This is a genomic window from Nocardia sp. NPDC005366, from assembly GCF_040606855.1.
In the GTDB taxonomy this organism is placed as follows: Bacteria; Actinomycetota; Actinomycetes; order Mycobacteriales; family Mycobacteriaceae; genus Nocardia.
In genome coordinates, this window is record NZ_JBEXFQ010000023.1 from 79,178 (window position 1) to 103,874 (window position 24,697).

Genomic DNA, 24,697 nt, shown 5'->3' on the forward strand with positions numbered 1-24,697 from the left:
GTCGGATCGCGGCGGCGGCATGATGCGGGGCCGGGCTACTGGGCCAGTGTGACGATCTTCGCCTGCCCCGAGACGACGATATTGTTCCGATCGACCAGCGCGACGCGCACCTGCATCAGCGCACCGGCTTCCAACGGCGCTTCGCCCTCGGCCCTGGTCATGGGGATGGCAGCGGTCTGCGGCGTGCCGTCGCAGATGACGGCGTCCTGGGCGCCGAGTGCGGCGGGACGTTCCGCGGTCGGTTCGCCCACCATCGCCTTCACGCTGGTCACGCCCGCGTTGGCATCGCAGCTGTAGTCGACGCCGACGGCCCGGGAACCCGCGCTGACGACGTCGATCGCATTGGCGGCGGAAGCGGGCGCGGCCACCGCCACCAACGCGGCGCTCAATGCGACGAAGGCGGCGGCGCGGGTGATGATGCGAGGATTTCGAGTGGTCATCATGGATCTTCGTTCCTCCTGTGCGGTGGAGTCGGATCGCTGAACACGACGAATGCGTATACGGCCCTCATCCGGCCACGCGCTTCCATGATCCAGCCCATCGACCACCCGCGTGGTCGAATGCCGCAGACAGCGGCGTCACCGTGCTGGTCAGGGCATCGGTCATCGACCAGGTGACGCGCGCGGGAGGGTATTCCGTGCTCGGCTACCCGCGCTCGACGAAGAACCGCGCCGCGCCCCGGATCGACTCGATGGCGGGACGCGGCTGCCAGTGCAACTCCCGTACGGCCTTGCCGTGGTCCAGCGGCGAGGTCCACCGCAGCAACTGGACCGAGGTCGGGGTGAAACGATAATCCCGACGACGCATTCTCCTGACGACAGCCATCGCATAGCCGACGGTGACGAGGACGAATTGCGGAATGCCGACGGCAGGCGGTTTCAGCCCGACCGCCTCCGCCGCCACGGCATAGAGTTCGCGCTGCGTCAGGTAACTCTCCGACACGATATAGCGTTCACCGACACGCCCGTTGTCGGCGGCCAGTACCATCGCCTCCGCCGCGTCGTCGATGCCGACCACAGCCGATCCGATGCCACGGAAGTAGACCGGCATCCTGCCCCTTGCGACCATCGCCACCAGTGCCCCGTGCGGTGTCGGCTGCCAGTCATCGGGCCCGTAGGTGTTCGCCACACACATCACCACGGCGGGCAGGCCGTGTTCGCGGGTGTATCGGAGGACGAGATCCTCGGCCCTGCGGCGTGATTCGATATACGGACCACCCCTGCCTTTCCAGTTGTACGGCGTGTCCTCGGTAGCGGGGGAATTCACCTCGCCAACGGCGATCGTTCCGATCGTGCTGGTGAAGACGAAGCGGCGCAGGTTCAGCTGAATCGCGATATCGAGGACATGCCGCAGGCCGTCGACATTGGTGCGGAACAGCGGTGTCGCGTCCCGCAGCCAGGCGCGGGTGTCGACCACGCAGTAGTACACGGTGTCGCAGCCGGCCATCGCCGCCCGCACCGCCCGCTCGTCGAAGATATCGCCGTAATGCCGCTCGACGTCCAGATCCTCGATCGGCTTCGTGGTGCTGCTCCGCCGGAGCAGCACCCGGACCTCGTCACCGCGTTCGACCAAGTGCCGCGTCACGTGCGAGCCGAGGAATCCGCTGGCGCCCATGACGAGTACGGTGCGTCCGCGCGTGTCCGGCTGGTTCGGCGTCACTGGCGACTCCACTGGTAGTGAAATTTACTGTTCACGCTACAGTAAACGCACTCGGCGTCTCAGTCGCGCCGGGTGAACCGTGCGGCGTCGGGGCCGCTGAGATACCCGGTCGGCAGGGTTCGCCCGCACAGTACCAGCAGCAGATCCTGGGCTCGCCCGGACAGCACCGCGCCCGATCCGTAACTCCAGTCCAGGTCGTCGGCCCGTAGTTCGATACCGTCCAGGTCGACGCCGAAGTAGGCGACGCTCCTGGGGGAGTTGGCGTCGAGTACTGCCCGCATGCGCTCGATCGGAACGACGCGGTCGATCCCGAGGGCGACGGTGATGTCCAAACCGTGAATGACGTCGTGACTCAGCGCGCCCGCGTACCCGCCACCCGGCGGCTTCCACGGATGGTGACGGTTGTCCCGGAGTGCGGCGATCAGGTCGTCGCGGGTGAGTTCGGCGGCGTCGCGGCGCGCCTGACGATCGGCCATCCGATCGAAATTGCCTCGCGCCTTGAGCATTTCGAGCCCGAATCGCGGCATGGACAGCCGGAACGGCATGGTGATGTGCGCGACCACTTCGGGAACGCGCCAGCCCCGGCACAGGGTGGCGCTGTCCCAACTCGCCGCGTCCAAACCGCCGAGCAGTTCGGCGAGATCACCCCGTTCGGCCGCGATCGCCTCGCGTATCTCGGTCTCTGTCACTATCGGTCCTCCTGTCGCGAACGAACATATTCGGCCATCACTGCAGACGGGGCACGGCTGCGAAACTCATCGGCCCATCCGATGGTGAGTTCCGAGAGGTTATTTCCGCGGCGGGCGCGGCGCGGCCCGATCACATCGGGCACACTGGGCGCGGTGAGCGACGACCCGGACGAGGAATCCGGCATCCGTATCCGAACCGGTGACGGGGCCGCGCTGCCCGCGCTGACGGATCGGGCGCTGAACGGTCTGCTCGGCGCCACGGTCGCGGCCGAACGCCCCTTCCTGGAGATGACCCGCGCGGACGAGTGGATCAGGGCCGGGCTGCTGCCCGACGAGATGTACCGGCTCACCCATGGGACCGGCGCGACCGCTGACGAGTTCGAGCTGTACACCGGCGACCTGGTACTCCTGCGCGACATCATGTTCGCCTGGATCGATCGCGACTCGTGGTGGTCGAAGAGGGTGGCGTGGTCGCGTATCGATCCGGCGATCGCGGAACTGGAATCGGCGCGCGCCGAGTTGACCGAATTCGTGGACGGTTTCGGCATGCTCGACACCCTGGCGGGCACGATGGACGACGCTCTCGCCCGCGCGGACGAACTGCTCGCGGGAACGTTCGACACCGTCGATCCGCCGGCCCGGGATGCGTCGGTGTCGCGCGGTGGCGAAACGGGCGCCGGGCTCGCACTGTTCGGCCCCGGTGAGGAAATCGGCGCAACGGATATCGATGATCCGTTCGCGCGGATGGACGCGCTCCTCGCGATGGACCTCGACGATCCGGATTTCGGCTCGCCGATCGAACGGGACGATCCCGAATCCACCGGACGCTGACCTCGGGATTCAGGAAGGGTGTTCCGCCCCGCGCTGTTCGGCCGCGAGGAAATGGGCGATATCGGCGGTGCCGCGATACAGATCGCGGTAGTGCAGGTAGTAGGGCTCGTAGCGGGCCGCCCGCTCGGCATCGGGCTCTACGGTGTCGACCACCGGGTTCCATGCCGACGTGTCGACGCCCGCCGCCTCGGCCGCGAGCCGCGCGTCGCCGAGACAGGCGCCTATGGTCTCGGCCGGAAGTTGTTGCGGCAGGCCGGTGATATCGGAGACGATCCGGGTCCACAGCCCGCCCCTGGTGCCGCCGCCGACCGCGATCAGACGGCGTGCCCGCCCGCCCGCCTCGGTCATCGCCTCGAGATTGTGCCGCACGCCGTAGGCGGTGCCCTCCAGAGCGGCCCGGTACAACTCGGCCCGGCCGTGCGCCGTCGTCAGTCCCGCGACCATCCCGCGCGCGTCCGGATCGAACAGCGGTGTGCGTTCGCCCGCGAAATAGGGGAGAAGTAGCAGTCCTCGGCTGCCCGCGGGCACCCTAGCCGCCGCTTCGGTCAGTGTGGCGTAATCCTCGCCGAACAGCCGTCGCAGCCAGTCGGTGACCGCGCCCGAGGTGGCCATGCCCGCGGCGAGGGTGTACATACCCGGGTCGACTCCGCAGGTGCCCCACAATCCCGGATGCGGTCGCGGGTCCGCGAGCACCTGTACCAGGAACATGGTGGTGCCGTACATGATCATCGCGTCACCCGGTTCCCGGACGCCGACGCTGGTGGCCTCGGCCCAGGCGTCGACGGTGCCGGTGGTCACCGGCAGCCCGGCGGGGAGCCCGGTATCCGCCGCGGCCCGTTCGGTGACGCGGCCGATCACCTCGGTAGGCCAGGCCAATTCGGGCAGTGGGAGTCCGGGTGCGACGGTCTCGCACCAATCCGCCGCCCATTCCCGCCGGTACAGGTCGTACAGGGGAACACACTGGCTGGCCGAGTGGTGGTCGAGCACATATCGGCCGGTGAGCCGGTGCACGAGAAAAGAACTCGCCATCAGCAGCTTGGCGGTGCGGTCGGCGACATGTGGTTCGTGACGGGCGAGCCAGCGCCATTTCGGCCCGACGGCCTGACTCGTCAGTGGCGCGCCCGCGCGAGCAAGTACCGTGTCCGCGCCCAATTCCGCGTTGAGGTCGGCGATTTCGCGGGTGGACCGGGTATCGACGCCGTAGAGGATGGCCGGGCGCAACGGAATCCCCTCGGCATCGGCGGGAAGCAGGCAGGGGCCGATCCCGGAGACCCCGATCCCCGCCAACCCGCCGACGTCGGTCGCGGCGAGCAGCTCGCGGGTGATCGCGCGGAAATCGGCCCACCACACCGCCTCGGCGTCGTGTTCGACCCATCCCGGATGCGGCGTCGAGACGCCGTGCGCGCGTTCGGCTTTCGCGACAACGACCCCGTCGTGACGGACCAGGGCGCCTTTGGAAGCCGATGTTCCGATATCGATGCCGAGAAAGATGGCGCACCTCCCACTCGAATACCGCTCGCTGGAGAAGTCGCCCGCGATATCGCGGTACGTGGGGGCAAGCCTATCCGCCGAGATCGCGGTGCGGCGCGATCGGGGCCGATCGGTCGGGCGACGGTATCCGCGACAGTGCGGGGTCACCGTATCCAGCCGCCGTGCCGGTTCGGGTCGATATCGACCCGTCCGGCGCACGGTGTGCGCCGCCCGATCGTCAATCCCCCTGGACCGTAATTATTTACGATCGGAGGGTCGGATCGGCACGCCATTCCCGCGATGTCGCCCGATAACCGGAGCAATGTCGTCGGCGGCCCGGTAACGCGATTCTCGCTGGTCACGTTCGCGGTCGGCATCGGAGCAACCCCAGCGCATACCGCCCCGCGCACCGGTGATGGTACTGAATTATGTTGGGCGATAGCGGTATACGCTTCATTTCGGAAACGATCGTGGTTCGTGACGCGGGGTACGGTGAGTCCGTGGCGGAGTGGATCAGCGTGTACTGCGAGAGTCGGATCGAGCTCGACGTGAAGGAACTGCGCGACGAACTCGCGACCGCCGACCTGCGGACCCTGGCGAAAGCGGTTTTCGACAGCGACGAGGAGGCCGCGCGAGCGCTCGAGGCGGCCACGCGGAACCTGCGGATCGAACGCTACGGGGCCGAGATCGAAGTGCGGTGGAAATCCGCCGGACGACCGCTGCAGATCCGCGCCGTATCGGGTGCGGCGGCGGAGGGGGATATCGCGGAGGTTCTCGCCGAGCGATTACCCGCCGCATCGGGCCCCGGCCCCGATCGCGTGCGTGCCCAACTCGCGCGTTCCCAGCAGGTCGTCTACCTCGAAATGGCCGCCAACGACGCCAAGGGGCTCGGCGCGGTATTCGGCGAGGTTCTCGCCTTCCGGCTGGCGGCGGCGGGTGACGGTCTGGTGTGGCTTTTCGATCGGGAATGGGCCGCACCGGATGACCGGGCCGTGCCGATCTGGAGTCATTCCTGATCCTCGGCGGACCCTGCGGTCGAATCAGCCGCGGGGGCGAGCGGCGGCGGTGATGGCCTCGGCGGCGGCACGTGTCGCGCGAATGTAGGCGTCGCGTTCGGAGGTGGTGGTCGCGGCGCGCAGTGGACCGAGTTGGACCTCGTAGGCGGCCGTGCCCGAGCCGTCGAAGACCGGGGCGGCGAGATAGCTGAGGGGCAGCGTCGCGTCGGAATCCAATTCGGCCTTGGTGAAAGGGCGCGAGGTCAGCGCGAAGAGTTGGCGCAGCGCCCTGGTGCGTAGATTCGATTGCAGCAGTTCGGTTCCCGCCGCGGTGAGCAGATCGGCGAGCAGGTCGACCATTCCGGTGTCGTCGGCGCGGGGGCGGAACAGGGCGACACCCCGGTCGCGCACCAGGCTGAGCAGCGCGCCCGCGATGTGGCGGTCGGCGCCGGGGGCGGTACGGAGCCAGGCGTTCTGTTCGCTCGCACTACGCCACGGCATCACACCCGCGCCCGCCGGGAATTGCAGCGGTATGCGGTGCCCCACCGGAATCCCCGGGACGACGCGATCAGGGCCGTGGCGCACCTCGAGCACGGTGAGCCAGTCCGGCGAAATCCGGCTCAGCGTCGCGCCGCAGCCCGTCTCCGCGGCGAGCGCGGCGAGGATGTCACCCACGCCGGGTGGTAGCGACGGGTCGGCCAGGCCGGCCATGGCGCTGCCGATGCGGTAGCCGCGCCGCGGCACCCGCACCACCCAGCCCGCCGAATCCAGTTCGGCCAGCACGGCGGTCGCGGTAGCGCGGGCGATATCGAGGCGGTCGGCGATGGTGGCGACGGGTAGTGGCTCCGGCGCCGACGCGAGTAGCGCGACGATATCGACGACACGGCGGGTCGGCGGCGACGCGCAGCGGTCGTCCTCGATCGGCGCGCGGGTATCGCCGGTCGTGCGTTCGATCATGGACAACCCCTTGTGCGAACTTCTCGGACAACCTTACGATGACGAATATACGACATAAGGTGTCGAATATTCGTCATCAGGATGGGTGGATCGCATGATTCTGGATAGGTTCCGGATAGACGGCCAGGTCGCTGTCGTCACGGGTGCTGGACGCGGACTCGGCCGGGCGATCGCGGTGGCGTTCGCGGAGGCGGGGGCCGATGTGGTGCTCGCGGCGCGGACGAAGAGTCAGTTGGACGAGGTGGCCGAGCGGGTCGCCGTGCTCGGTCGCCGGGCGTACGTGGTGCCCGCGGATTTGAACGACGTCGACACCGTCGCCGCCTTGGCCGGGACGGCCGTCGAACAGTTCGGCCGACTCGATATCGTGGTCAACAATGTCGGCGGCGCGATGCCGTGCACACTGCTCGACACCACGCCGGAGGCGCTGGACGCCGCCTTCCATTTCAATGTCACCACCGCGCACGCACTGGTACGGGCCGCGGTGCCGCGGATACTCGACACCGCGGGCGGCGGCTCGATCGTGAACATCACCTCGACCATGGGGCGGTTGCCCGGCCGCGCTTTCGCCGCCTACGGCACCGCGAAAGCGGCGCTGGCGCACTACACCAAATTGGCCGCGCTGGACCTGAATCCGCGGATCAGGGTGAATGCCATCGCGCCCGGCTCGATCCTCACCTCGGCGCTGGAGATCGTCGCGGGCAACGAGGCGATGCGCACCGAAGTGGAGTCGAAAACGCCGCTGCACACCATCGGGGAACCAGAGGACATCGCCGCTGCCGCGCTGTATCTGGTCTCGCCGGCGGGCAAATACCTCACCGGTAAGGTGCTCGAACCGGACGGCGGATTGATCAGCCCGAATCTCGACCTGCCGATCCCGGACCTGTCATGACCTACCGCGTGGTGCAGTGGGGCACGGGCAATGTCGGCAGGCACGCGTTGGCGGGCATCATCGCCTCGCCGGATCTGGAATTGACCGGCGTATGGGTTTCGGGGCCGGAGAAATCCGGCCGGGACGCGGGAATTCTCGCGGGACTGGATCATCCGGTCGGCGTCATCGCGACGAACGATGCCGAGGCCGTCATCGCCGCGCGACCGGACTGCGTCGTCTACTGCTCGATGACCGACAACCGGCTGATGGAAGCGATCGAGGACCTGCGGCGTCTGCTCGCGGCGGGTATCAATGTCGTGGCCTGCGCGCCGGTGTTCTTCCAGTACCCCTACGGAGTACTGCCCGACGAACTGTTGACACCGATCGAAGACGCCGCGCGCGAGGGGAATTCGTCGCTCTGGGTGAACGGCATCGATCCCGGATTCGCGAACGACCTGCTACCGCTGGCGCTCGCGGGCACCTGTCTGCGCATCGACCAGCTGCGCTGCCTGGAGATAGTCGACTACGCCAGCTATGACAACCGGGCGGTCATGTTCGACATCATGGGTTTCGGCACACCGCTCGACGAGGTGCCGATGCTGCTACAGCCCGGCGTGCTGTCGCTGGCTTGGGGCGGAACGGTGCGTCAGCTGGCAGCGGGTATCGGCGTCACCCTCGATGGTGTCACCGAGGTCTTCGAACGGGTGCCTGCCCCGGATTCCTTCGATATCGCCACCGGCCGCATAGCCGAAGGCACCGCCGCCGCCCTGCGTTTCGAGGTGCGGGGGATGGTCGGCGACGAGCCGGTGACGGTGCTGGAACACGTGACCCGGCTGCGACCCGACCTGTGTCCGCAGTGGCCGCAACCGGCGCATCCGCAGGGCTCCTACCGGATCGAGATCACCGGCGATCCGTGCTACGCCATGGATGTGGTGACCTCGAGTCCGCGTGGCGATCACAATTTCGCGACGCTGCTCGCGACAGCCATGCGAATCGTCAACGCGGTACCCGCCGTGGTGGAATCCGCGCCCGGCATCCGGACCGCACTGGATATGCCGCTGATCACCACGCCCGCCAGCAGACCCGGTTAGCCGAACAGTCCGCTATCGCGCCTCGCCCAACACTTCGAGCGCCCGGTCGACGTCACGCGTGCTGTTGTAGAGGTGGAAGGCGAATCGCAGTCCGCCGCCGCGCGCCGAAATGATGACATCGGAGTGTTCCAAGCGTCGGGCCGTTTCTTCGGCGCCGGGTACCGAGACGATCGCGGACTGCCCCGGCACCGGCGCGTAGCCCCGGTCGGCGAGGCCGGTGCGGAACCGGTCCGCGAGGGCGAGATTGTGCGCGTTGATGGTCTCGACGGTGATTTCCTCGAGTAGTCGCAGGCCCGCGCCCGCCGCGATGACACCGAGCCAGTCGGGTGAGGAGTCGAAGCGCCGTGCCGAATCCGCCAGCGCCACCGGCTGGTACAGCTGCGCCCAGCGATCGGAGGCCGCGTACCAGCCGGGGGAGACCGGTCGCAAGGAGGCGGCGGCCTCCGGGCCCGCGGCGAAGAAGGCGACGCTGCGCGCGCCGATCATCCATTTGTAGGTGGCGCATACCCAGTAGTCGGCGTCGGCGAAAGTCAGCGGCAACCATCCGGCGGCCTGGGTCGCGTCGACCAGCAGCCGGGTGTCGTGTGCCGACGTGGCGGCGCGCAGCCGCGCCAGATCGGTGACGCTGCCGTCGGCGGACTGCACCACACTCACCGCGACCAGCGCGGTCTCCGGGCGTACCTGCGCCGCCAACTGGTCCAGCGGAACGACCCGAACTGCGAGATCGCCTCGGTGCAGGAAGGGCATGGAGACCGAGGAGAACTCGCCCTCGGCCAGTAATACCTCGGCGCCCGGCGGCAGCGCGGTGACCACGGGGCCGATCAGTCCCGCGGCCGTGCTGCCGAGGCCGATGTCATCGGCGGTCGCGCCCGCGAGCAGTCGGGCGAACCCCGCGCGCACGGGTTCGATGCTGTCGTCGGCGGCACTGGGGCCGCCCCTGCCCGCGGCCCATCGCGTCTCGGCCTCGCCGACGGCCGCCAGGGCGCGCGCGGACGGCAAACCGTACGAGGCGGTGTTGAGATAGGTGGTCTCGGGGGCGAATTCGGCTGGCGCGAGCGAGTTCATGACCCCAGCATGTGATCTCGTCCGGAGTCCGTCCAGCGCCACTGCGGCGGAACTGGACCGGTCGAGCCGGGGTGCGGCGGTCCTCAGCCCGAGAAGGCCGTCGACCCCGGCCCGGAGCCGATGCCGATCGGCGGACCGGCCTGCTGGAAATCGACGGCGCCGAAGGGGATCAGCGTGCCCGGTCGTGGGTTCGCCTGCAGGAACGCGGGCAGTACTTCCGTGGCGTCGAAACCGGCGATCGCGGTTGGCACCAGCGGCCGTGACTGGGGGCCGAGACTGCCGACGTACATCTTGGCGCCGTCGGCGGTGAATCCGACCGAGACGGGGGCGTCGACGGGAACTGTGCCGACCACCCGGTCGGAGGCGATATCGATGATCTGCACCGCGTCCGAGCCCACGGTCGCGACCATGAGCCTGGTGCCGTCCGGGCTGATCGCGCCCGCGACGGGCGCACTGCCCGCGCCGAACGAGATCGCCCCGGTGCGTTGCCAACTGGCCGTGTCGATGACCGACACGTTATCGCCGAGCACATTCATCGAATACAACTTGCGGCCGTCGGCGGAGACCGCGGCGGCATAGGGCACCGATCCGTCGATCTGGATGCGCTGTCCGAGTTGGAATCCGGATTCCGGGTCGAACGCGGCGGCGGTGGAATCGGCGAAGACGGTGTACAGGCGGCTGCCGTCGGGCGCGATGGCCGCGGCGAACGGGATGGACGGCAACGGCATCGAGCGCACCAGGGTATTGGTTGTCGTGCTCAGCACGTCGATCGACGGTCGCGCGGTGAGAATGTAGACCTGATCGCGCACCGGATCCGAAATCGGCTGGGCGAGTCCGTCGGTGCCGGTGATCGGGACGCGGGCGGTGACAGCGTGGGATTCCGTGTCGATCACGGCGATATCGTCCGCGCCGACGAACGGTGGATTGAAGGCCTGGACGTAGAGATGGCGGCCGTCACGCGACGCGGTCACCGCGGAGGCGTGCGGGCCCGCGCCTTCGATTCGCTCGACGACGCGGTCAGCGGCGGTGTCGACCACGAGTACCGCGCCTTCGCTCACCACGGGGACGTAGGCGTAGGGACCGGTCCGCTCCGCCGAGGCGCTCGGAGCGAGAATCGTGAGCCCGACCGCGGTCAGCGCGACCGCGATAGACCTGAATGCCATCCCTTGACCTTTCCGTGTTATCCGCAAGAGGTCACTATTGCGTGGAAATGCCACGGCCGCAACAGGTCGTCATGATTCGATGAGATTTCTCGCGGCGCGGGCGGCATTCTCGCTACGGCGCGGCGGGGGCCCACATATTGCTCAACAGTTGATAACTGGGCGTGTCGGCCAGTGCCTGTGACGATTCGTAGATGCGTCGGTAACCGGTCTCGGCAATCCGCCAGCGGCCGTCGTCGTCGCGGCGGTAACGGTCGGTGTAGTACCCGGCGCCGCGGATCAATACCCCGTATTCGGTGGCGATCACGGTGTCCTCGAAGGCCCAGGATCCGGTGGCGGTATCACCGTCGACGGTGATCTCCGGGTGGTTCGCGATATGGACCGTGACGATCGACGGGCCGAGGTTCTGGCGCATGAAGTCGGTGATGGCGTCGCGTCCGTCGAGCACGAGGGGTTCACCGAGTGCCTGCGTGCCGTATCGCCCACGGGCGTCCTGGGCGAGGGTATCCGCGAATTCGTCCCACTGTTTGAGGTCGAGGGTCCGGAAATAGCGGTACTTGAGCAGGCGAACGGCTTCGATGGCGGCGAGATCCATCCGCCCAGCGTCGCACGCCGGATCCCACCACACAAGAACGTGTTCTAATTCTGCCCCGGCCTCGTCGGCGCTGACGAGTGCCACGGCCGGTCGCCGCGGGGCGCGAGCGGCCGATTGGTGAACGGCGGCGAATCGGGTATTCGGGAGAGGAGCGCGGGTCACCGGCCCGGCTCGTCTTCGAGAATCCACAGACGCCATGTCGAGGAGCCATCGTGACCGACAGTCCCATCGAGACCGACAGTCCCATCGAGACCGACAGTCCCATCGAGACCGACCTCTCGCATTCCGACGCATCCCCCGATCAGGCGGTCGCGCTGCGCGCGGCCGTCGAGCGCCTGACGCGTGAATTCGGCGGCGTCGCCGCTGACGAGATCGCGGGCATGGTGCACGCCGCGTATGCGCATATGGCTGACCACGCGAATATCGACAATTTCCTCCCCCTGCTCGCCGAGCGCTACACCCGCGAACTGTTGCAGGCGGCGGACGAGGATCGCCGCCACGAGGACAGGAAGGCGCCTGCCGATCTGTAGTGCCGCACCGAGGTCACCGGGCTCGATCGTGAGCCCGGTGATCAGCCGAGCGCGTGACGGTCTCAGCGCTCGCGACGGCCGGTGCGGCGTCGCGGATCGCTCAGTGCGGGATGGAGTCGATCAACGCGCGGGCACCCTGGCGCAGCAGGTCCGCGCCGACGAAGAAGCCCAACGCCCGGGGATCTTCCGGCACACCCCAGTGCATGGCGTCCAGCCATCGACTGCCGTCGCGGTCGAATACCTTGCCGTGCAGGGTGAGACGGCCGGTGGCGTCGGAGGTCGCGTAGCCCGCGATGGGGGAGTTGCAGTGCCCCTGGAGTGCGTGCAGCATGGCGCGTTCGGCGTCGGCGTGACGATGGGTGCCGACATGATCCAGCTGCGCGCCGAGTTCGAGGAGTTCGGTGTCGTCCGCGCGGCACTGCAGTGCGATGACGCCGGCGCCGATGGGCGGGAGCATGACGTCCAGGCCGAGGGTTTCGGTGATGCGATGCGCCTGGTTCACCCGGTGCAGACCGGAGACGGCCGCGATCAGCACGTCGACATGGCCCTCCTCGAGGCGTGCCAGCCGGGTATTGACGTTGCCGCGCAACGGCTTCACCGCGAGGTGCGGGTAGTGCAGCCGCAACTGCGCCGTACGCCGGACCGAGCTGGTGCCGACCACCGTGCCCTCCGGCAATTCGTTCAGCGGTGCGCCGGTGCGCGTGATCACCGCATCGTGCACGTCTTCACGGGCCAGATATCCGGCGAAGGCGAGCCCGTCCGGCACCGGGATATCCCCCGGGATGTCCTTGAGGCAGTGCACGGCCAGATCCGCCTCGTCCGCGAGCAGCGCGACGTCGATCTCCTTGACGAACGCGCCCTTGCCGCCGAGTTTCGACAGATCACCCATCCATCGGTCGCCCGCGGTGGTCAGTTTCACGATCTCGCTGTCGACGCCGAGCCCGCCGAGTAGCTCGGCGACCTGCTCGGCTTGGGCCAGAGCCATGGGGCTCGACCGGGTGGAAATGCGGATGATGCGCCCACGCGACATGGCGGGGACACTACTCCGGCGACAGGAGCGGTGAACAGAGGGGCTGGCGGCGAGCCGGAGGTGTCGGACCGTGCGCGAGGGCCGGTGCAGGGGAAAGGGTCCGCGACTGTTGCCTGTATCGCCCTACTCCCGGGTTCGAGTGACGGAGGTTCGTCGGACGCGGTCGGGTCCGGGCTCCTACCCCGGCGCGGCAGCACCGGTCCCCCGGACGGGACCGGTGGCCGCGCAGGGCATTTCGCCGGATTGTCGGCGCTAGGACGGTGAATTCGCCGAGGTTTCACCGGTCGTGAGCCGGGTCGCCAGCGCGCGCCCGGCGGTACGGCCGGAGAAGATACACCCGCCGAGGAAGGTGCCCTCCAAGGCGTTGTAGCCGTGCACACCGCCGCCGCCGAATCCCGCGACCTCCCCCGCGGCGTACAGGCCGGGGAACGGTGTGCCGTCAGGACGCATGACCTGCGAATCCAGATTCGTCTGCAGACCGCCGAGAGTTTTGCGGGTCAGAATATTCAACCGGACGGCGATGAGCGGGCCGTGCGCCGGATCGAGGATGCGATGCGGTTTGGCCACGCGTCCCGCCTTGTCACCGAAGTACCTGCGCGCGTTGGTGATCGCCATCAACTGGCTGTCCTTGCTGTATTTGTTGTCGATCTCCCGATCCCTCGCGATGATCTGGCGCTCGAGTGCCTCGAAGTTCAACTGCGGGCCCCTGGCGATCTTGTTCATGCCGTCGACCAGTTCGCGCAGTGTATCGGCCACGACGAAATCGACGCCGTGCTGTTTGAAGGCCTCGACCGGGCCGGGCGCACCCTTGGCGACGCGGCTCTTGAGCGTGAGTTTGAGATCCTTACCGGTGAGATCAGGATTCTGTTCGGACCCGGAGAGCGCGAACTCCTTCTCGATGATCGACTGGGTGAGGACGAACCACGAGTAGTCGTAGCCGGTTGCCAGGATCTCCTTCATGGTGGCGTTGGTGTCGAATCCGGGGAAACACGGTGCGGGCAGGCGCTTTCCGTTCGCGTCGAACCACAGCGAGGAGGGGCCGGGAATGATCCGGATGGCGTGGTCCGGCCAGATCGGATTCCAGTTGAGGATGCCTTCGGTGTAGTGCCACATGCGATCCCGGTTGACGATCGCGCCGCCCGCCGCCTCGGTGATGCCGAGCATGCGGCCGTCCACGTGGGCGGGCACCCCGGAGATCATCGTTTCGGGGCACGGCCCGAGCCGGTCGGTCGGCCAGTTGCGGCGGATCAGCTCGTGATTGTGGCCGATGCCGCCCGAGGTGACGACCACCGCCTTCGCGCGGAATTCGAACTCGCCGACGACCGTGCGCGAGGAGGCGACGCCGCGTTCGAGATCGGTGTCCTCGAGAACGCTGCCCGTCACGCCGACCACCGCGCCGTCTTCGACGATCAGCTCGTCCACGCGGTGGCGGAAGCTGAATCCGACCAGACCGCGCTTCTCGCCGTCGAGTAGAGGTTCGGTGAAGACGCGCAGCACCTCGGGGCCGGTCCCCCAGGTGAGGTGGAAGCGGGGCACCGAATTGCCGTGCCCGTCGGCGAAACCGCCGCCGCGCTCGGCCCAGCCGACCAGCGGAGTCACCCGCAAACCCAAGTCGTGCAGGTAATCCCGCTTCTCGGTGGCGGCGAATCGGACATATGCCTGCGCCCACTGGCGGGCCCAGTGATCCTCGTCGTCGCGGTCGAAACCCGCCGAGCCGAGCCAATCCTGCAGCGCCAGCTCGTAGGAGTCCTTGATGCCGAGACGGCGTTGTTCCGGACTGTCCACGAAGAACAGTCCACCCAGCGACCAGAACGCCTGTCCGCCGAGATTGTTGCGGTTCTCCTGATCGACCAGATGTACCTTGCGGCCCGCTTTGGCGAGTTCGTAGGCCGCGACCAGACCGGCCAGGCCTGCGCCGACCACGATGACATCGGCCTCGCGCGCGAATTCGGGACTGCAATTGGTCATGTTCATCCTTTGGTGTGTGTGCGGTGCGGTTCGGGCGCGCTGTATGCCAGGACGACGTGCATCAGCAGGTCGGTGCGCCTGCGCCTGATCCGGCTGTCGCGCGGTTCCATGAGTACTTGGATCGCGGTGCCGTCGTGGACGGCGACGATCGCCTGACCGAGTGCGACCGGGTCGGCGACGGTGCGCCCGAGCCGGGCCAGCGCGTCGAGCACGGTCGGTATGAGCGCCGCGACGATCGCCTCCTCGCGGGCGGCCATCGCGTTGCGCAGGGCCGGGGTGCGCAACGCGTGCGCGGTGAATTCGGCGCTGATCCGGAACCAGGCCTCGTCCAGCGGCACCGCTGCTTCCAGGCGATCGATCGCGTCGCGGATATCGCGCACACCGTCGGCGGCGATGCCGTCGAGCGCGGCGCGTACGTCGTCGAGCATGGCGGCCGAGCGTTGCTCCCAGATGGCGAGGAACAGTTCGTCGAGCGAATCGAAATTGGAGTAGAACGCGCCGCGCGTGAATCCGGCTCGGTCGCAGATCCGCTCCACCGACGCGTGCCCGAAACCCTCCTCGGCGAACGCGTCGTAGGCGGCGGCGAGTAGGCGATTGCGGGTCTCGGCGCGCCGACGCGTGACGCGCCGGGGTGCGCTGGGGGCGGTCGATGAGGACAGTGCGACCTCCTCTGGTGAACCGGACATATCAGTCCGTTGAATACAACAATGTATTCGATACAGAACTGTATCAGAACGTGGGGCCGCTCGACTCGAATTCGGCGGTCGTGTTCGCGCCCGCCGGTGCGCCGGTACCACGCGCACCGCGCGCGCCGGATCGGGGTGGTGCTCGCATCGACCGGAATCCACCTCGGTGATATCCCCGCTCCGAACTATCGGCGGTATCCGTTGCGGCAACGCGAGATACGACCCGGTAACAGCCGAATTTCCGGTCGCGCACAACGATTGGGCGTTGAGCAGGTCTCGCTTCGGTGGAGTTGCTTGACGGACGTCCCCGCCGTTCTTACCTTCGCGGATATAGCCGAGTGGCGCTTGTCATCGACAGGCGCCACTCGGCGTCTCACAACGGCGTGAGTGGGTGATCACGATGGCAATCCGACACATCAAGTTCTCCGAGAAGTGGCGTCCGATAAGGGCATTCGCGGTGGTGGCGCTGGTGGCGGGGGCGACGAGTCTTGGCGCGACGGCCTGGGCGAACGACTGCGCGGCGGTGGACATCGTCGTCGCGAGGGGTACCGGGGAGCCGGGGTGGTTGGGCAGCGTGGTCGGCGATCCGCTGTACGGCGAACTGGCACAGGCGCTTCCGGTCGATTCGACCGCCAACGCGGTGATCTATCCCGCCGATCTGCGGGTTGCCTCCTCGGCCGCGGACGGTACCGCGGACATGGTGGATCACCTCGTCCGGCAGTCCGCGGACTGCCCCGATCAGCGTTTCGTCCTGGTCGGCTACTCGCAGGGCGCCGCGGTCGTCCACGGTGTCCTCGGCACCGCACTCGTGGCAGGCATCCCTGGCGTCCACACACTGCCGGTCTACGCCGAATCGAAGGTCGCGGCTGTACTGCTGTTCGGTGATCCGCTCCGGGCGCTCGGCTGGGATGTGCCGGATCTCTATCGGTGGCGAACCGGAAACTACTGTGCCGGTGGCGATCCGATCTGCGGCGCCGGCATCGATATGCGGGCGCATACCGACTACGGGTGGGCGATCCGGCCCGCCGCGTGGTTCGCGGTCGCCCACCTCTGATCGAAGGTCTGTCCGGACCGACGGTTCATCGAGGGAATAGGGCGCGCGGCGGCATGCGGGGCGGGGGCCGAGACCCACCGCCCCGCATACCGCCGCGATGCGCGAAAGACGCTGGATTCCGTTTCCTACCAGCGCAATCCGGGAAGAACGCGTGCCATATGAGCCGCCGGACTCGGCAGGGTCGTCAGCGAAAGCAGGATCGGAGCGAGCACGCGGAGCGCGCCACCGCCACCACCCGCCGACATCGCGTCGCCGTCCGGCACAGCCGATATGGTTCGGGCTCTCTCGAATCCGTCGAGGAATTGAACGCCCCGACGCGTGATCGTCGGCTCGGCCGACGGCACGAACCGATCGACGGTCTGGGCGAAAGCGCTTACCGCAGTGCCGACCACGGCGGCGGCTGCCGGTTCGGTGACCGGATGCCCGCGGTTCGGATCCAGGTGCTCGCACCAGTATTGCCACAGAGTTGCGGCGTAGCTGTCGAAGGCCGGAACCGCTATTCCAGCGCCGCGCAGCAGCGCCTGCGTCGAATCGGAGACGAATTCGGTCGCGAAACGGGTGTGCGCCACGACGGCGGCGGGAATGCCGAACTTGCGCAGCAGGAAATCGCGAACGGCGGGCACCCCGGGGAGATGGGCGAGTCGGCCGAGCGCGGCGCGGCTTCCCGGCACGACACCGATTCCGGTCGGCGCGCCCGCGGCGGCGGCGAGAGCGCTGTAGATCTTGTCGAACGGCTGCGGTCGCGGATCGACCAGATGGAAGGTGCGCCCGTCGAGTCCGGCACGGCAGGCCAGTTCCACCACCGCGTCGGCGACATAATCGACCGGCACCATATTGGTCGCACCGAGATCGGGCAGCGGAATCGGCAGTTCCGCTGGCAGTCCGGCCAGCGCCGCGATGACGGCGAAGAAATAGTACGGACCGTGGATCCCCGCTATTTCGCCGGTGCGGGAATCGCCGATCACGATGCCGGGGCGGTAAATCCGCCAGCGCACCCCGGAGGAATCGCGGACCAGTTTCTCGGTCGCGAATATCGTCCGGTGATACGGCGAGGGCAGATTCTGGCCGAGATCGAAATCCTCCTCGAAATACCGGCCCCGGTGATCGCCTGCCACCGCGACCGAGGAGATGTGGTGCAGCACCGCGCCGGTTTCGCGGGCGAGTTCGATGACCGATCGGGTGGCCGCGATATCGGCGGCGTGCGCCGCCGGGTCGTCGCCGGTCATCTCGGACACCGTGCCGAGATGGATCACGTGATCGGCGCGCGGCGGCGGCCCGTGCAGTCCGAGTCGGTCCGCCCTCGGATCGCCGAGCAGTGCGAATACGCGTTCGCCACCGCGCAGGCCGGTGGTCGGATCATCGAACGCCGTCGGCGGCTCGGTGCGCACCAGTACGTGGACGATCGCCGCGGGATCCCTGTCCAGCAGACCCTGCACCACTCGCCGACCCAGAAAGCCGGTACCGCCAGTCACGATGTAGGAAACCATCGTCCCTCCTGCTGTTCACTCGAACCCTGTTGTCGCACAACATTGATCCGGCATGCTGCGGTGGATGCGGAATCAATGGTTCGGCACCGCGCCGCGATGTGACAGCCGTCGGGCCGAACGTAGGAACACCTTCGTCCTGACTGATAGGCAACTGTAATGGGTCGGGTTCGGTGAGAGCAAGTTATGGTGTTCGGTGTCCCTGTGTGAATCGTCACCGGATGTCTACTGCGATTTATGTGTGTGCCAACAGTTTCCGTGCGTGCGCCGGGGAGCTGATGCGCAGGTCACATTCTCCGGGGCGGATCGCGCCGAATCACTTCTTCTCGACGCGAGCGGTCGGAGCCTGCAACGGCGGACGAGCGGTCAGAAATGATTCGAACGCGCCGAGATCCGTCGGGCCGACGGTCTTGTCGGTGCCCTCGGTGAAAACCGTGAAACCATCGCCGCCGGAGGCGAGGAAACTATTGGTGGTGATCCGATAGGTGGCGACCGGATTGAGCGGCTGGCCCGCGATGCGGACACTCGCCGCCACCACCTTGTGATCCCTCGGCGCGGAATCGACGTAGGTATAGGTGAGGCCGGATGGCGAAAGCACGGCGGTCTTACCGGTATTGCTCCACTGTTGCTCCAGCAGCCGCAGCACCTGCCGGCCGGTGAGGGTGACGGTGACGACCTGGTTCCCGAACGGCTGGACGGTGTAGATATCGCCGTAGGTGATCGGGCCGGGTTTCAGGTCGGAGCGTACCCCGCCCGGATTCGTGAATGCCGCGACGGCGGCGGCAGGCGCGGCGGCGGTGACCGACAGCATCGAATCGGCGATCACGCCGCCGAGCGGTGATTCGCCGGACGGGCCGGGCGTGTGGGCGAGGGCGACGGCGGCCGTGCCGACCACCCGTGCCGCCCGCGGCGCGGCCTGCTCGGCATAGAAGCCGACCAGGGCCGCCGCCGCAGGGTCCGGTGTCACCTCGCGGGTCACCACCCTGTTCACCGCCGCGGTCCGCACGCCGTCGGGGCCGAACCGCAGCGTGATATCGGTGATCAGCCTGCCGTAGGAGGCGGCCTGAGTCACCACTTTTCCGTCGACGGCGCAGACGTAGGGTTGGTGGGTGTGCCCGGTGATCACGGCGCGGACCGCCGGATCGGTGCGGGTGGCGAGCGCGGTGACCTCGGGCCCGACGTCGACGCAGCCGTTGTAGTCGACCGAGCCGTTCCCGGCGGGCTGCTGCGCGCCGCCGTCGTGGACCAATGCCACGACCGCCTCGGCGCCCGCGGCCTTCATCTCGGGAACATAGGCGTTGATCGCGCTCACCTCGTCACCGAAGCTGTAACCCCGAATACCCTCGGGCATCACGATATTCACGGTATCCGGGGTGACGGTGCCGACCACGCCGATCTTGCGGCCGCCGACCTCGAGCATTGTCCACGCGCGCAATCCCTGCGGCAGTTTCCCGGCGGCGTCGGTGACGTTCGCGGCGAGGAAGGGGAATTTCGCACCGGTGAACGGCTCACCGGGCGAACAGCCGTCGGGTGCGCATCCACCCTGTTGCAGTCGCGCCAATTCCAGTACGCCGTCATCGAATTCGTGATTGCCGACGGCAGCGGCCGCGACCCCGGCCGAATTCATGAACTCGATCGTCGGCTCGTCGTGGAAGAGTCCTGACACCGGCGGACTCGCTCCCACATTGTCGCCCGCCGACACCACCGCACTGGCCGGGTAGGCCGCCTTCAATCGCGCCAGGTGGGTGGCCAGGTATACGGCCCCGCCCGCGTCGTAACCCGCGATCTTGCCGGTCGTTCCCTGCGGCGGTTCCAGATTCCCGTGGAAGTCGTTGAATCCGAACAGGTGCACCTCATCCGGTTTCACGCCGACGAGGTCATCGGTCGAGATCAGGGGGATGGCGCCCGACGTGGTCACCGGCGCCCTCTCGTCGGCGGCAGGCGCGCATCCGGCGAGCATGCCGAGGGTAAGGAATCCGATGACGACACCGGCGATGGGACGGAACTCGCTCATACGCCAGACTTTCCCACGCGCGGGGCGTCTACGCACCGAGTGCGCGATGTCGTGCGCGGCGGCGTTCGACACGCCGTGGCCGGTGTCCCGTGTCTATCCGCCGTCATCGCCCCTCCGCGCCGATCGCGCGGTAGAGTCGCCGCGCGGTGCGGGAGTCCGGCACCGTGACGGCCCACAGATCATGGTCGGCGCGGTGTCCGGTGACGCCGACGAAGTCGCGCATGCGACCCTCCCAGGCCATGCCGGCGCGGGCGGCGATCTCGGCTGCCTCGGTGTCGTCCGGTTCGATCTCGGCGGCGACGCGGACCAACCGCAGATCGGCGAGCGCGTACTCCACGACCAATCCGATCGCCACCGTCCGAATCCGGCGTAATGTCGCCGCGGGCAGCGCCGGGTCCGTCCACGCGAACAGCCGGGCGTGCCGATTGAACATATCCGCCTCGAACAGCCGCACCTCGCCCGCGTACGCGCCGTCGGCCTCGATCGTCAACAGCAGGGGAGGGGCCGCCGTGCCCGGCCGGGGGCGAACGAGTCCGAATGTCCGCCGCGCCCGCCTGCCGGGGTCGTTCGCTGTCACCACGCCGAAATCCGCGCCAACGCGACGCAATCCGGCCGCTCGCCGCGCATGATCGGCGCTGTCGATATTTCGTACCACCACTCCGGGATGGCGCGGGTCGGTGAGCCGGACGCGCTGCGCGGACCACAGCGGGTCGGCAGGACGCAGCAGTCGGCCCGCGTGGTAGCGGGCGATCGCGACGAGTATTTCGGAACGGCGCGGCGACGGCACCTCGGGAAGGTCCGGCGGTGGCGGCGCCTCGCGCGGCGCTCGGTCCGATCGGCGCCGAATCCAGTTCGCGGTCAGACCTTCTCGCGGCGCCGCGCGGTCGGTGATGGCCCACAGTTCGTGATCGCGTGGCGTGCCGCCGACGTCGAAGTACCTGGCCATGAGCGCTTCGCGGCGAAAGCCGAGTTGCTGTGCTCCGGCGCTGGTGGCGAGGTTGTCCGGAGAGATCGGGGCGGTGATCCGCCGCAGACCGGCAGGCCCGAACGCGAAATCCACCGTGAGCGCCGTGGCCAGCACCGCGATGCCGCGGCGCGCCAGTTGGGACGACAACCACAGTCCCAATTCGGCGCTGCCGGAGGCGAAGTCGACATGGGCCAGTTCGACCTGACCCGCCAGGAGGCCGTCCACCTCGATCACGAGTCCCAGTCTGCGCCCGGCCTTCTCGTCGACTCGGCCCGAGAGGTATTCGTGGATCCAGTGTCTGGGGGTATGGCGCGCCGACCAGTCCAGCGGGGAACTCGACCAGAACGGTTCGATGCGGTGTCGGTCGTACAGGCGCAGCTGTCGCCAGCGGGAATAGTCATCGATGCGCGGTGGCCGCAGGACGATGGTGGCGCCGTGCAGGGTGACCGGACCGAGCCGTACCCCTGACAGGGCGGTCGGATGGTCGGGCACGGCTCATCCCTTCGGTCGCTGGCGTCCCAGCGGGGATGTCCGGACGGCGCCATCGGTGGATACGGTCAGCCTCCAGTAGCCGCCGTCGGTGTCCTTGAGCACGACTCCGCCCTCGGCTCGGTCGGAAAGCCACGCTCCACTGGATAGTACGGCCGCTCGCAGATCGCCGTCGGGCCCCTTGGCCTGCATGATGTCCGCGTCGCCGCGCCCGGCCCTGCCCACGATCGTCCCGTCGAAGCGCGGCGCGCGCATGCCGGCGCGCCCGAGTACATGCCAGCGCTCGGGAAACAGCCCGGGCGGGAAATCCTCCTCGGCGCTGGAGATCAGATTGACGGCGGTGCCTTCGGGGCAGCCGGCCGGATCGATGCGCAATTCGGTCGGGTGCCGGTCCAGATCCCGATCGAATTGGACATTGGCCAGATAGGGCTGGCGGCAGTACACCAGGTCGATACCGACCGAACGGGCCGCGACCTTGCAGTTGACCATGCCGAACTGGGCGGGCCCGCCGCGCTCGCGGTCGCCGACCGACACCGCGATCTCCGCACCCTCGAACCACACGTTCGTCAGCCACCAGTCATTGGCGGCGCCGTCGATGGCGATGTGTCTATCGGTGGTGTTCGGGTCGTGATCGGAGACGAATTCGACATTGGTCAGCGCTAGACCGGCGTTGTGGTCGTTGCCGGTACCGAGCACGCCGATGAAGTTGCTGGTGAGTTTGGACGAGGTCACGTAATTCTGGATGCACGAGGTGACGATGCCGAGGCCGAAATTGTTGATATCGCAGTTGATGAACGCGGTGCCGCCGGTATTGCCTTCCAGCACCACACCACGCTGTGCCAGATATTGCGGGTGGTTGGTGCTGAGATGGTTGCCTCGGATCACCACCGTGTCGAAAGAACAGCGGAAACATTCGGACAGGAGCACGGCCGTCGAGCGGGGACCGGACATGTAGATCCCCAGCCGGGAGAACCGCACCCTGCTGCGATTGCGCAGCGCGATGAGCGTGGTGTCGGTTTCGCAGACCAGCGTCGAGATATCGGCGCCGTCGCCGAGGACCGTGGCGAAGTCGGGAAGTTCGGGGAAGGCCGTCACCCGGTAGTGGCCGGCGGGCAGGTACAGCACCGGGGGGCCGTCGCCCGAAGCCGCGGCCGCGGCGATGGCGGCGGTGTCGTCGGCGATGCCGTCGCCGACCGCGCCGAAATCGCGCACATTGCGTGCGGCGGGCGCGTCGGTCACCGTGGGGGACCGGAATTCGGTATCCGGTTCTTCGGCGGCCGAGCACGCGGCCAGCGGCAGCGCGGCGGCGGCGCCGAGAGATACGGCCAGCAGTCGTCGTCGACGGATGGCGTCATCGGTCATTTGTGTAGTCTCCCGACCCAATATCGCAGGCCCCTACCCGGGGTTCCGTACGCTACCGCGTCGATCCGACGGTGTGCACCGGCGGGGATCCCGCGCGTCCGCGCCGCCTCGACGGTTCGCCCTCGCCCGGAGCCGCCGTGACATCCGGGCGAGGGCATGGCCGGATCAGATGGTCCAGGGCTTGCCGTAGGTGATCACCGTGTCACCGCTGGAGCTCACGACCTGGACGAACGGCCGGATATTGGTCTGGCCGAGCACCCCGGTGATGGTCGCGTGGAATCCGGACAGCCGGATGAAGCCGTCGGTGCCCGAGATCTCTCCGCCCGCGCATTCGATGGTCTGGATGCCGGGGCCGAAACCTGCCTCCAGCTGGACACCCGCCTTCGGGATCAGGCTGTCGATCCTCAGCACTCCGATATCCGTGCCGCCCAGATCGACGCCGAGACCGGGCGTGGAGTACTCGAATTTGATTTTTCCGCCCACCGTCGCCGGATATCCGACCTGATAGCCGAACGTGATACGGCCCTTCCAGTCCTGCGCGTCCGGGCCGGAGATCTTGAAGCCCGCGGACCCGTTGTGGAACCACTCGCGGGTCAACGGATTTCCGTCCAGCGGCGGAACGGATTCGATCGAGGTGTCGGACTGGATGGCCTCGACCGTGCGCTGAGCGCGGTCGACGATGGAACTGCTGTTATCGATCGCCGCGGCGGCCGGCCCGTTCCCGAATGCCAGCCCCGCGGCGACGACCGAGGCCATGGTGAATACACGTACGCTCCGAGATCGGAGCCGGGGGGTTTCCCTCATCAGATTTCTCTCTATTCCGTACACCGTGCTCGGCGCTCTACGCGCGTCGTGTCCATTGTGTGTGCTGCGTCACGGAGCGCGAATTCGGTGCGGCGCAGCATGTTCAAGGTAGCCGATCGACCTCCGTTCCGGCCGGTCGAGTTTTCGGCGGGCGCGCGGGGCGAAATGGGCGGATTCGGACATAGCGGCGCTCCCTCGTTCATGGCACGATGGCGCGGTGCGTATCGAGCAGACGGAGCTCGCCGATGTCCTGCTGCTGATTCCGCAGCCATTCCGGGACGATCGGGGCCTGTTCACGAGGACTTTCGACGCGGAACTCTTCGACGAGTACCTCGGCGTGCCCGGTGCGGGCGCCGCCTTCGTCCAGGACTCCCAGTCGCGTTCCGGCCGGGGGGTGATCCGCGGCATGCACGGGCGGCGCGGGCGCGGCGAAGCGAAACTGGTGCGCTGCGCCAACGGCGCTGTCCACGACGTACTGGTCGATATCCGTCCCGGATCGCGGAGCTTCGGTCAGCAGCAGGCGTTCCGGCTCGATGACACCGACTTCCACCACCTGTACGTGCCGCCCGGATTCCTGCACGGATTCCAGGCGATCACCCCGACCGCGGATGTCTGCTACCGGATCGACCGGTCGCACGATCCCGCCGAGGATATCGGCGTCGCCTTCGACGATCCGGATCTGGGAATCGAATGGCCGCTACCGGTGGGCGCGGTGTCGCCGAGAGATGCGGCGGCAGGCAGTTGGGAGCATCTGCTCCGGACGGTGTGGCAGGCTCACTGAGGCACTTTCGTCGGCGAAATCATCTGTGTGATAGCGGGTTCCGGACTACCCGCCACCCGGTTCGCCAGGTAGCATCCAGCGGGCTACCGGCGCTGCTCTCGGGGATTCCCCGGGCAAGGGGTCGGAGCCCCGGTATGCGGGCGGTGAG

The 24,697-nt window shown here is 67.9% G+C and carries 23 protein-coding genes; 7 read left to right on the forward strand and 16 right to left on the reverse strand.

Going from position 1 to position 24,697, the window contains the following annotated elements; all coding sequences use genetic code 11:
- Positions 1–35: 35 nt before the first annotated feature.
- The 3 genes from ABZS43_RS24495 to ABZS43_RS24505 form a co-directional block, all read right to left on the reverse strand.
- Positions 36–443 carry a hypothetical protein gene (locus ABZS43_RS24495; RefSeq protein WP_355038281.1) on the reverse strand — a complete coding sequence of 136 codons (408 nt, stop codon included), beginning with the start codon at positions 441–443 and terminating at the stop codon, positions 36–38.
- 202 nt (positions 444–645) lie between these two features.
- Positions 646–1,614, reverse strand: coding sequence for an NAD-dependent epimerase/dehydratase family protein (locus ABZS43_RS24500; RefSeq protein ID WP_355038327.1), 969 nt, complete (start codon positions 1,612–1,614; stop codon positions 646–648).
- A 104-nt stretch (positions 1,615–1,718) separates the two neighbouring features.
- Positions 1,719–2,348: a maleylpyruvate isomerase family mycothiol-dependent enzyme gene (locus ABZS43_RS24505; protein ID WP_355038282.1), complete on the reverse strand. Its 630-nt coding sequence runs from the start codon at positions 2,346–2,348 to the stop codon at positions 1,719–1,721.
- Positions 2,349–2,429: 81 nt separating this feature from the next.
- On the opposite strand from ABZS43_RS24505, the gene ABZS43_RS24510 reads away from it, so the two are divergent.
- Positions 2,430–3,179, forward strand: a complete 750-nt coding sequence (locus tag ABZS43_RS24510) for a hypothetical protein (protein WP_355038283.1) — start codon at positions 2,430–2,432, stop codon at positions 3,177–3,179.
- A gap of 9 nt (positions 3,180–3,188) precedes the next feature.
- Here ABZS43_RS24510 and ABZS43_RS24515 read toward each other — a convergent pair whose 3' ends face one another.
- Positions 3,189–4,817, reverse strand: coding sequence for an FGGY-family carbohydrate kinase (locus ABZS43_RS24515; RefSeq protein WP_355038284.1), 1,629 nt, complete (start codon positions 4,815–4,817; stop codon positions 3,189–3,191).
- A gap of 332 nt (positions 4,818–5,149) precedes the next feature.
- Here ABZS43_RS24515 and ABZS43_RS24520 point away from each other — a divergent pair, with 332 nt between their 5' ends.
- Entirely contained in the window at positions 5,150–5,665 is a 516-nt protein-coding gene (locus ABZS43_RS24520; protein WP_355038285.1) for a hypothetical protein, read from the forward strand.
- Between the two features lie 24 nt (positions 5,666–5,689).
- On the opposite strand, the gene ABZS43_RS24525 is transcribed toward ABZS43_RS24520, so the two are convergent.
- Positions 5,690–6,601: a helix-turn-helix domain-containing protein gene (locus ABZS43_RS24525; RefSeq protein WP_355038286.1), complete on the reverse strand. Its 912-nt coding sequence runs from the start codon at positions 6,599–6,601 to the stop codon at positions 5,690–5,692.
- A 94-nt stretch (positions 6,602–6,695) separates the two neighbouring features.
- On the opposite strand from ABZS43_RS24525, the gene ABZS43_RS24530 reads away from it, so the two are divergent.
- On the forward strand, positions 6,696–7,490 hold the full coding sequence (locus ABZS43_RS24530) for an SDR family oxidoreductase (protein ID WP_355038287.1): 795 nt from the start codon (positions 6,696–6,698) through the stop codon (positions 7,488–7,490).
- Positions 7,487–8,560: a diacylglycerol kinase gene (locus tag ABZS43_RS24535; RefSeq protein ID WP_355038288.1), complete on the forward strand. Its 1,074-nt coding sequence runs from the start codon at positions 7,487–7,489 to the stop codon at positions 8,558–8,560. Before ABZS43_RS24530 ends, ABZS43_RS24535 begins: the two co-directional genes overlap by 4 nt.
- A 12-nt stretch (positions 8,561–8,572) precedes the next feature.
- Here ABZS43_RS24535 and ABZS43_RS24540 read toward each other — a convergent pair whose 3' ends face one another.
- From ABZS43_RS24540 to ABZS43_RS24550, 3 genes are all read right to left on the reverse strand, one after another.
- Positions 8,573–9,625: an aminotransferase class V-fold PLP-dependent enzyme gene (locus ABZS43_RS24540; protein ID WP_355038289.1), complete on the reverse strand. Its 1,053-nt coding sequence runs from the start codon at positions 9,623–9,625 to the stop codon at positions 8,573–8,575.
- Positions 9,626–9,708: 83 nt separating this feature from the next.
- Complete coding sequence (locus ABZS43_RS24545; RefSeq protein WP_355038290.1) at positions 9,709–10,788, reverse strand: YncE family protein; 1,080 nt, start codon at positions 10,786–10,788, stop codon at positions 9,709–9,711.
- Between the two features lie 112 nt (positions 10,789–10,900).
- Positions 10,901–11,380, reverse strand: coding sequence for a nuclear transport factor 2 family protein (locus ABZS43_RS24550; protein ID WP_355038328.1), 480 nt, complete (start codon positions 11,378–11,380; stop codon positions 10,901–10,903).
- Between the two features lie 212 nt (positions 11,381–11,592).
- Here ABZS43_RS24550 and ABZS43_RS24555 point away from each other — a divergent pair, with 212 nt between their 5' ends.
- On the forward strand, positions 11,593–11,910 hold the full coding sequence (locus ABZS43_RS24555) for a three-helix bundle dimerization domain-containing protein (RefSeq protein ID WP_355038291.1): 318 nt from the start codon (positions 11,593–11,595) through the stop codon (positions 11,908–11,910).
- Between the two features lie 100 nt (positions 11,911–12,010).
- On the opposite strand, the gene hemC is transcribed toward ABZS43_RS24555, so the two are convergent.
- The 3 genes from hemC to ABZS43_RS24570 form a co-directional block, all read right to left on the reverse strand.
- Positions 12,011–12,940, reverse strand: coding sequence for a hydroxymethylbilane synthase (gene hemC / locus ABZS43_RS24560; RefSeq protein ID WP_355038292.1), 930 nt, complete (start codon positions 12,938–12,940; stop codon positions 12,011–12,013).
- Between the two features lie 252 nt (positions 12,941–13,192).
- A complete protein-coding gene (locus ABZS43_RS24565; protein WP_355038293.1) occupies positions 13,193–14,914 on the reverse strand; it encodes an FAD-binding dehydrogenase in 1,722 nt (573 codons plus the stop codon).
- The gene (locus ABZS43_RS24570; RefSeq protein ID WP_355038294.1) at positions 14,911–15,594 is read right to left on the reverse strand and encodes a TetR/AcrR family transcriptional regulator; all 684 of its coding nucleotides are present in this window, start codon (positions 15,592–15,594) and stop codon (positions 14,911–14,913) included. Before ABZS43_RS24570 ends, ABZS43_RS24565 begins: the two co-directional genes overlap by 4 nt.
- A gap of 400 nt (positions 15,595–15,994) precedes the next feature.
- On the opposite strand from ABZS43_RS24570, the gene ABZS43_RS24575 reads away from it, so the two are divergent.
- Entirely contained in the window at positions 15,995–16,648 is a 654-nt protein-coding gene (locus ABZS43_RS24575) for a cutinase family protein (RefSeq protein WP_355038295.1), read from the forward strand.
- A gap of 125 nt (positions 16,649–16,773) precedes the next feature.
- Here ABZS43_RS24575 and ABZS43_RS24580 read toward each other — a convergent pair whose 3' ends face one another.
- From ABZS43_RS24580 to ABZS43_RS24600, 5 genes are all read right to left on the reverse strand, one after another.
- Entirely contained in the window at positions 16,774–18,135 is a 1,362-nt protein-coding gene (locus tag ABZS43_RS24580) for an SDR family oxidoreductase (RefSeq protein WP_355038296.1), read from the reverse strand.
- Positions 18,136–18,448: 313 nt separating this feature from the next.
- Entirely contained in the window at positions 18,449–20,146 is a 1,698-nt protein-coding gene (locus tag ABZS43_RS24585) for a 5'-nucleotidase C-terminal domain-containing protein (RefSeq protein ID WP_355038297.1), read from the reverse strand.
- A 103-nt stretch (positions 20,147–20,249) separates the two neighbouring features.
- Complete coding sequence (locus ABZS43_RS24590; protein WP_355038298.1) at positions 20,250–21,605, reverse strand: GNAT family protein; 1,356 nt, start codon at positions 21,603–21,605, stop codon at positions 20,250–20,252.
- 3 nt (positions 21,606–21,608) lie between these two features.
- Complete coding sequence (locus tag ABZS43_RS24595; protein WP_355038299.1) at positions 21,609–22,964, reverse strand: glycosyl hydrolase family 28-related protein; 1,356 nt, start codon at positions 22,962–22,964, stop codon at positions 21,609–21,611.
- Between the two features lie 165 nt (positions 22,965–23,129).
- Positions 23,130–23,720, reverse strand: a complete 591-nt coding sequence (locus tag ABZS43_RS24600; RefSeq protein ID WP_355038300.1) for an MspA family porin — start codon at positions 23,718–23,720, stop codon at positions 23,130–23,132.
- Between the two features lie 265 nt (positions 23,721–23,985).
- Here ABZS43_RS24600 and rfbC point away from each other — a divergent pair, with 265 nt between their 5' ends.
- Entirely contained in the window at positions 23,986–24,549 is a 564-nt protein-coding gene (gene rfbC, locus ABZS43_RS24605; protein WP_355038301.1) for a dTDP-4-dehydrorhamnose 3,5-epimerase, read from the forward strand.
- Positions 24,550–24,697: the final 148 nt, after the last annotated feature.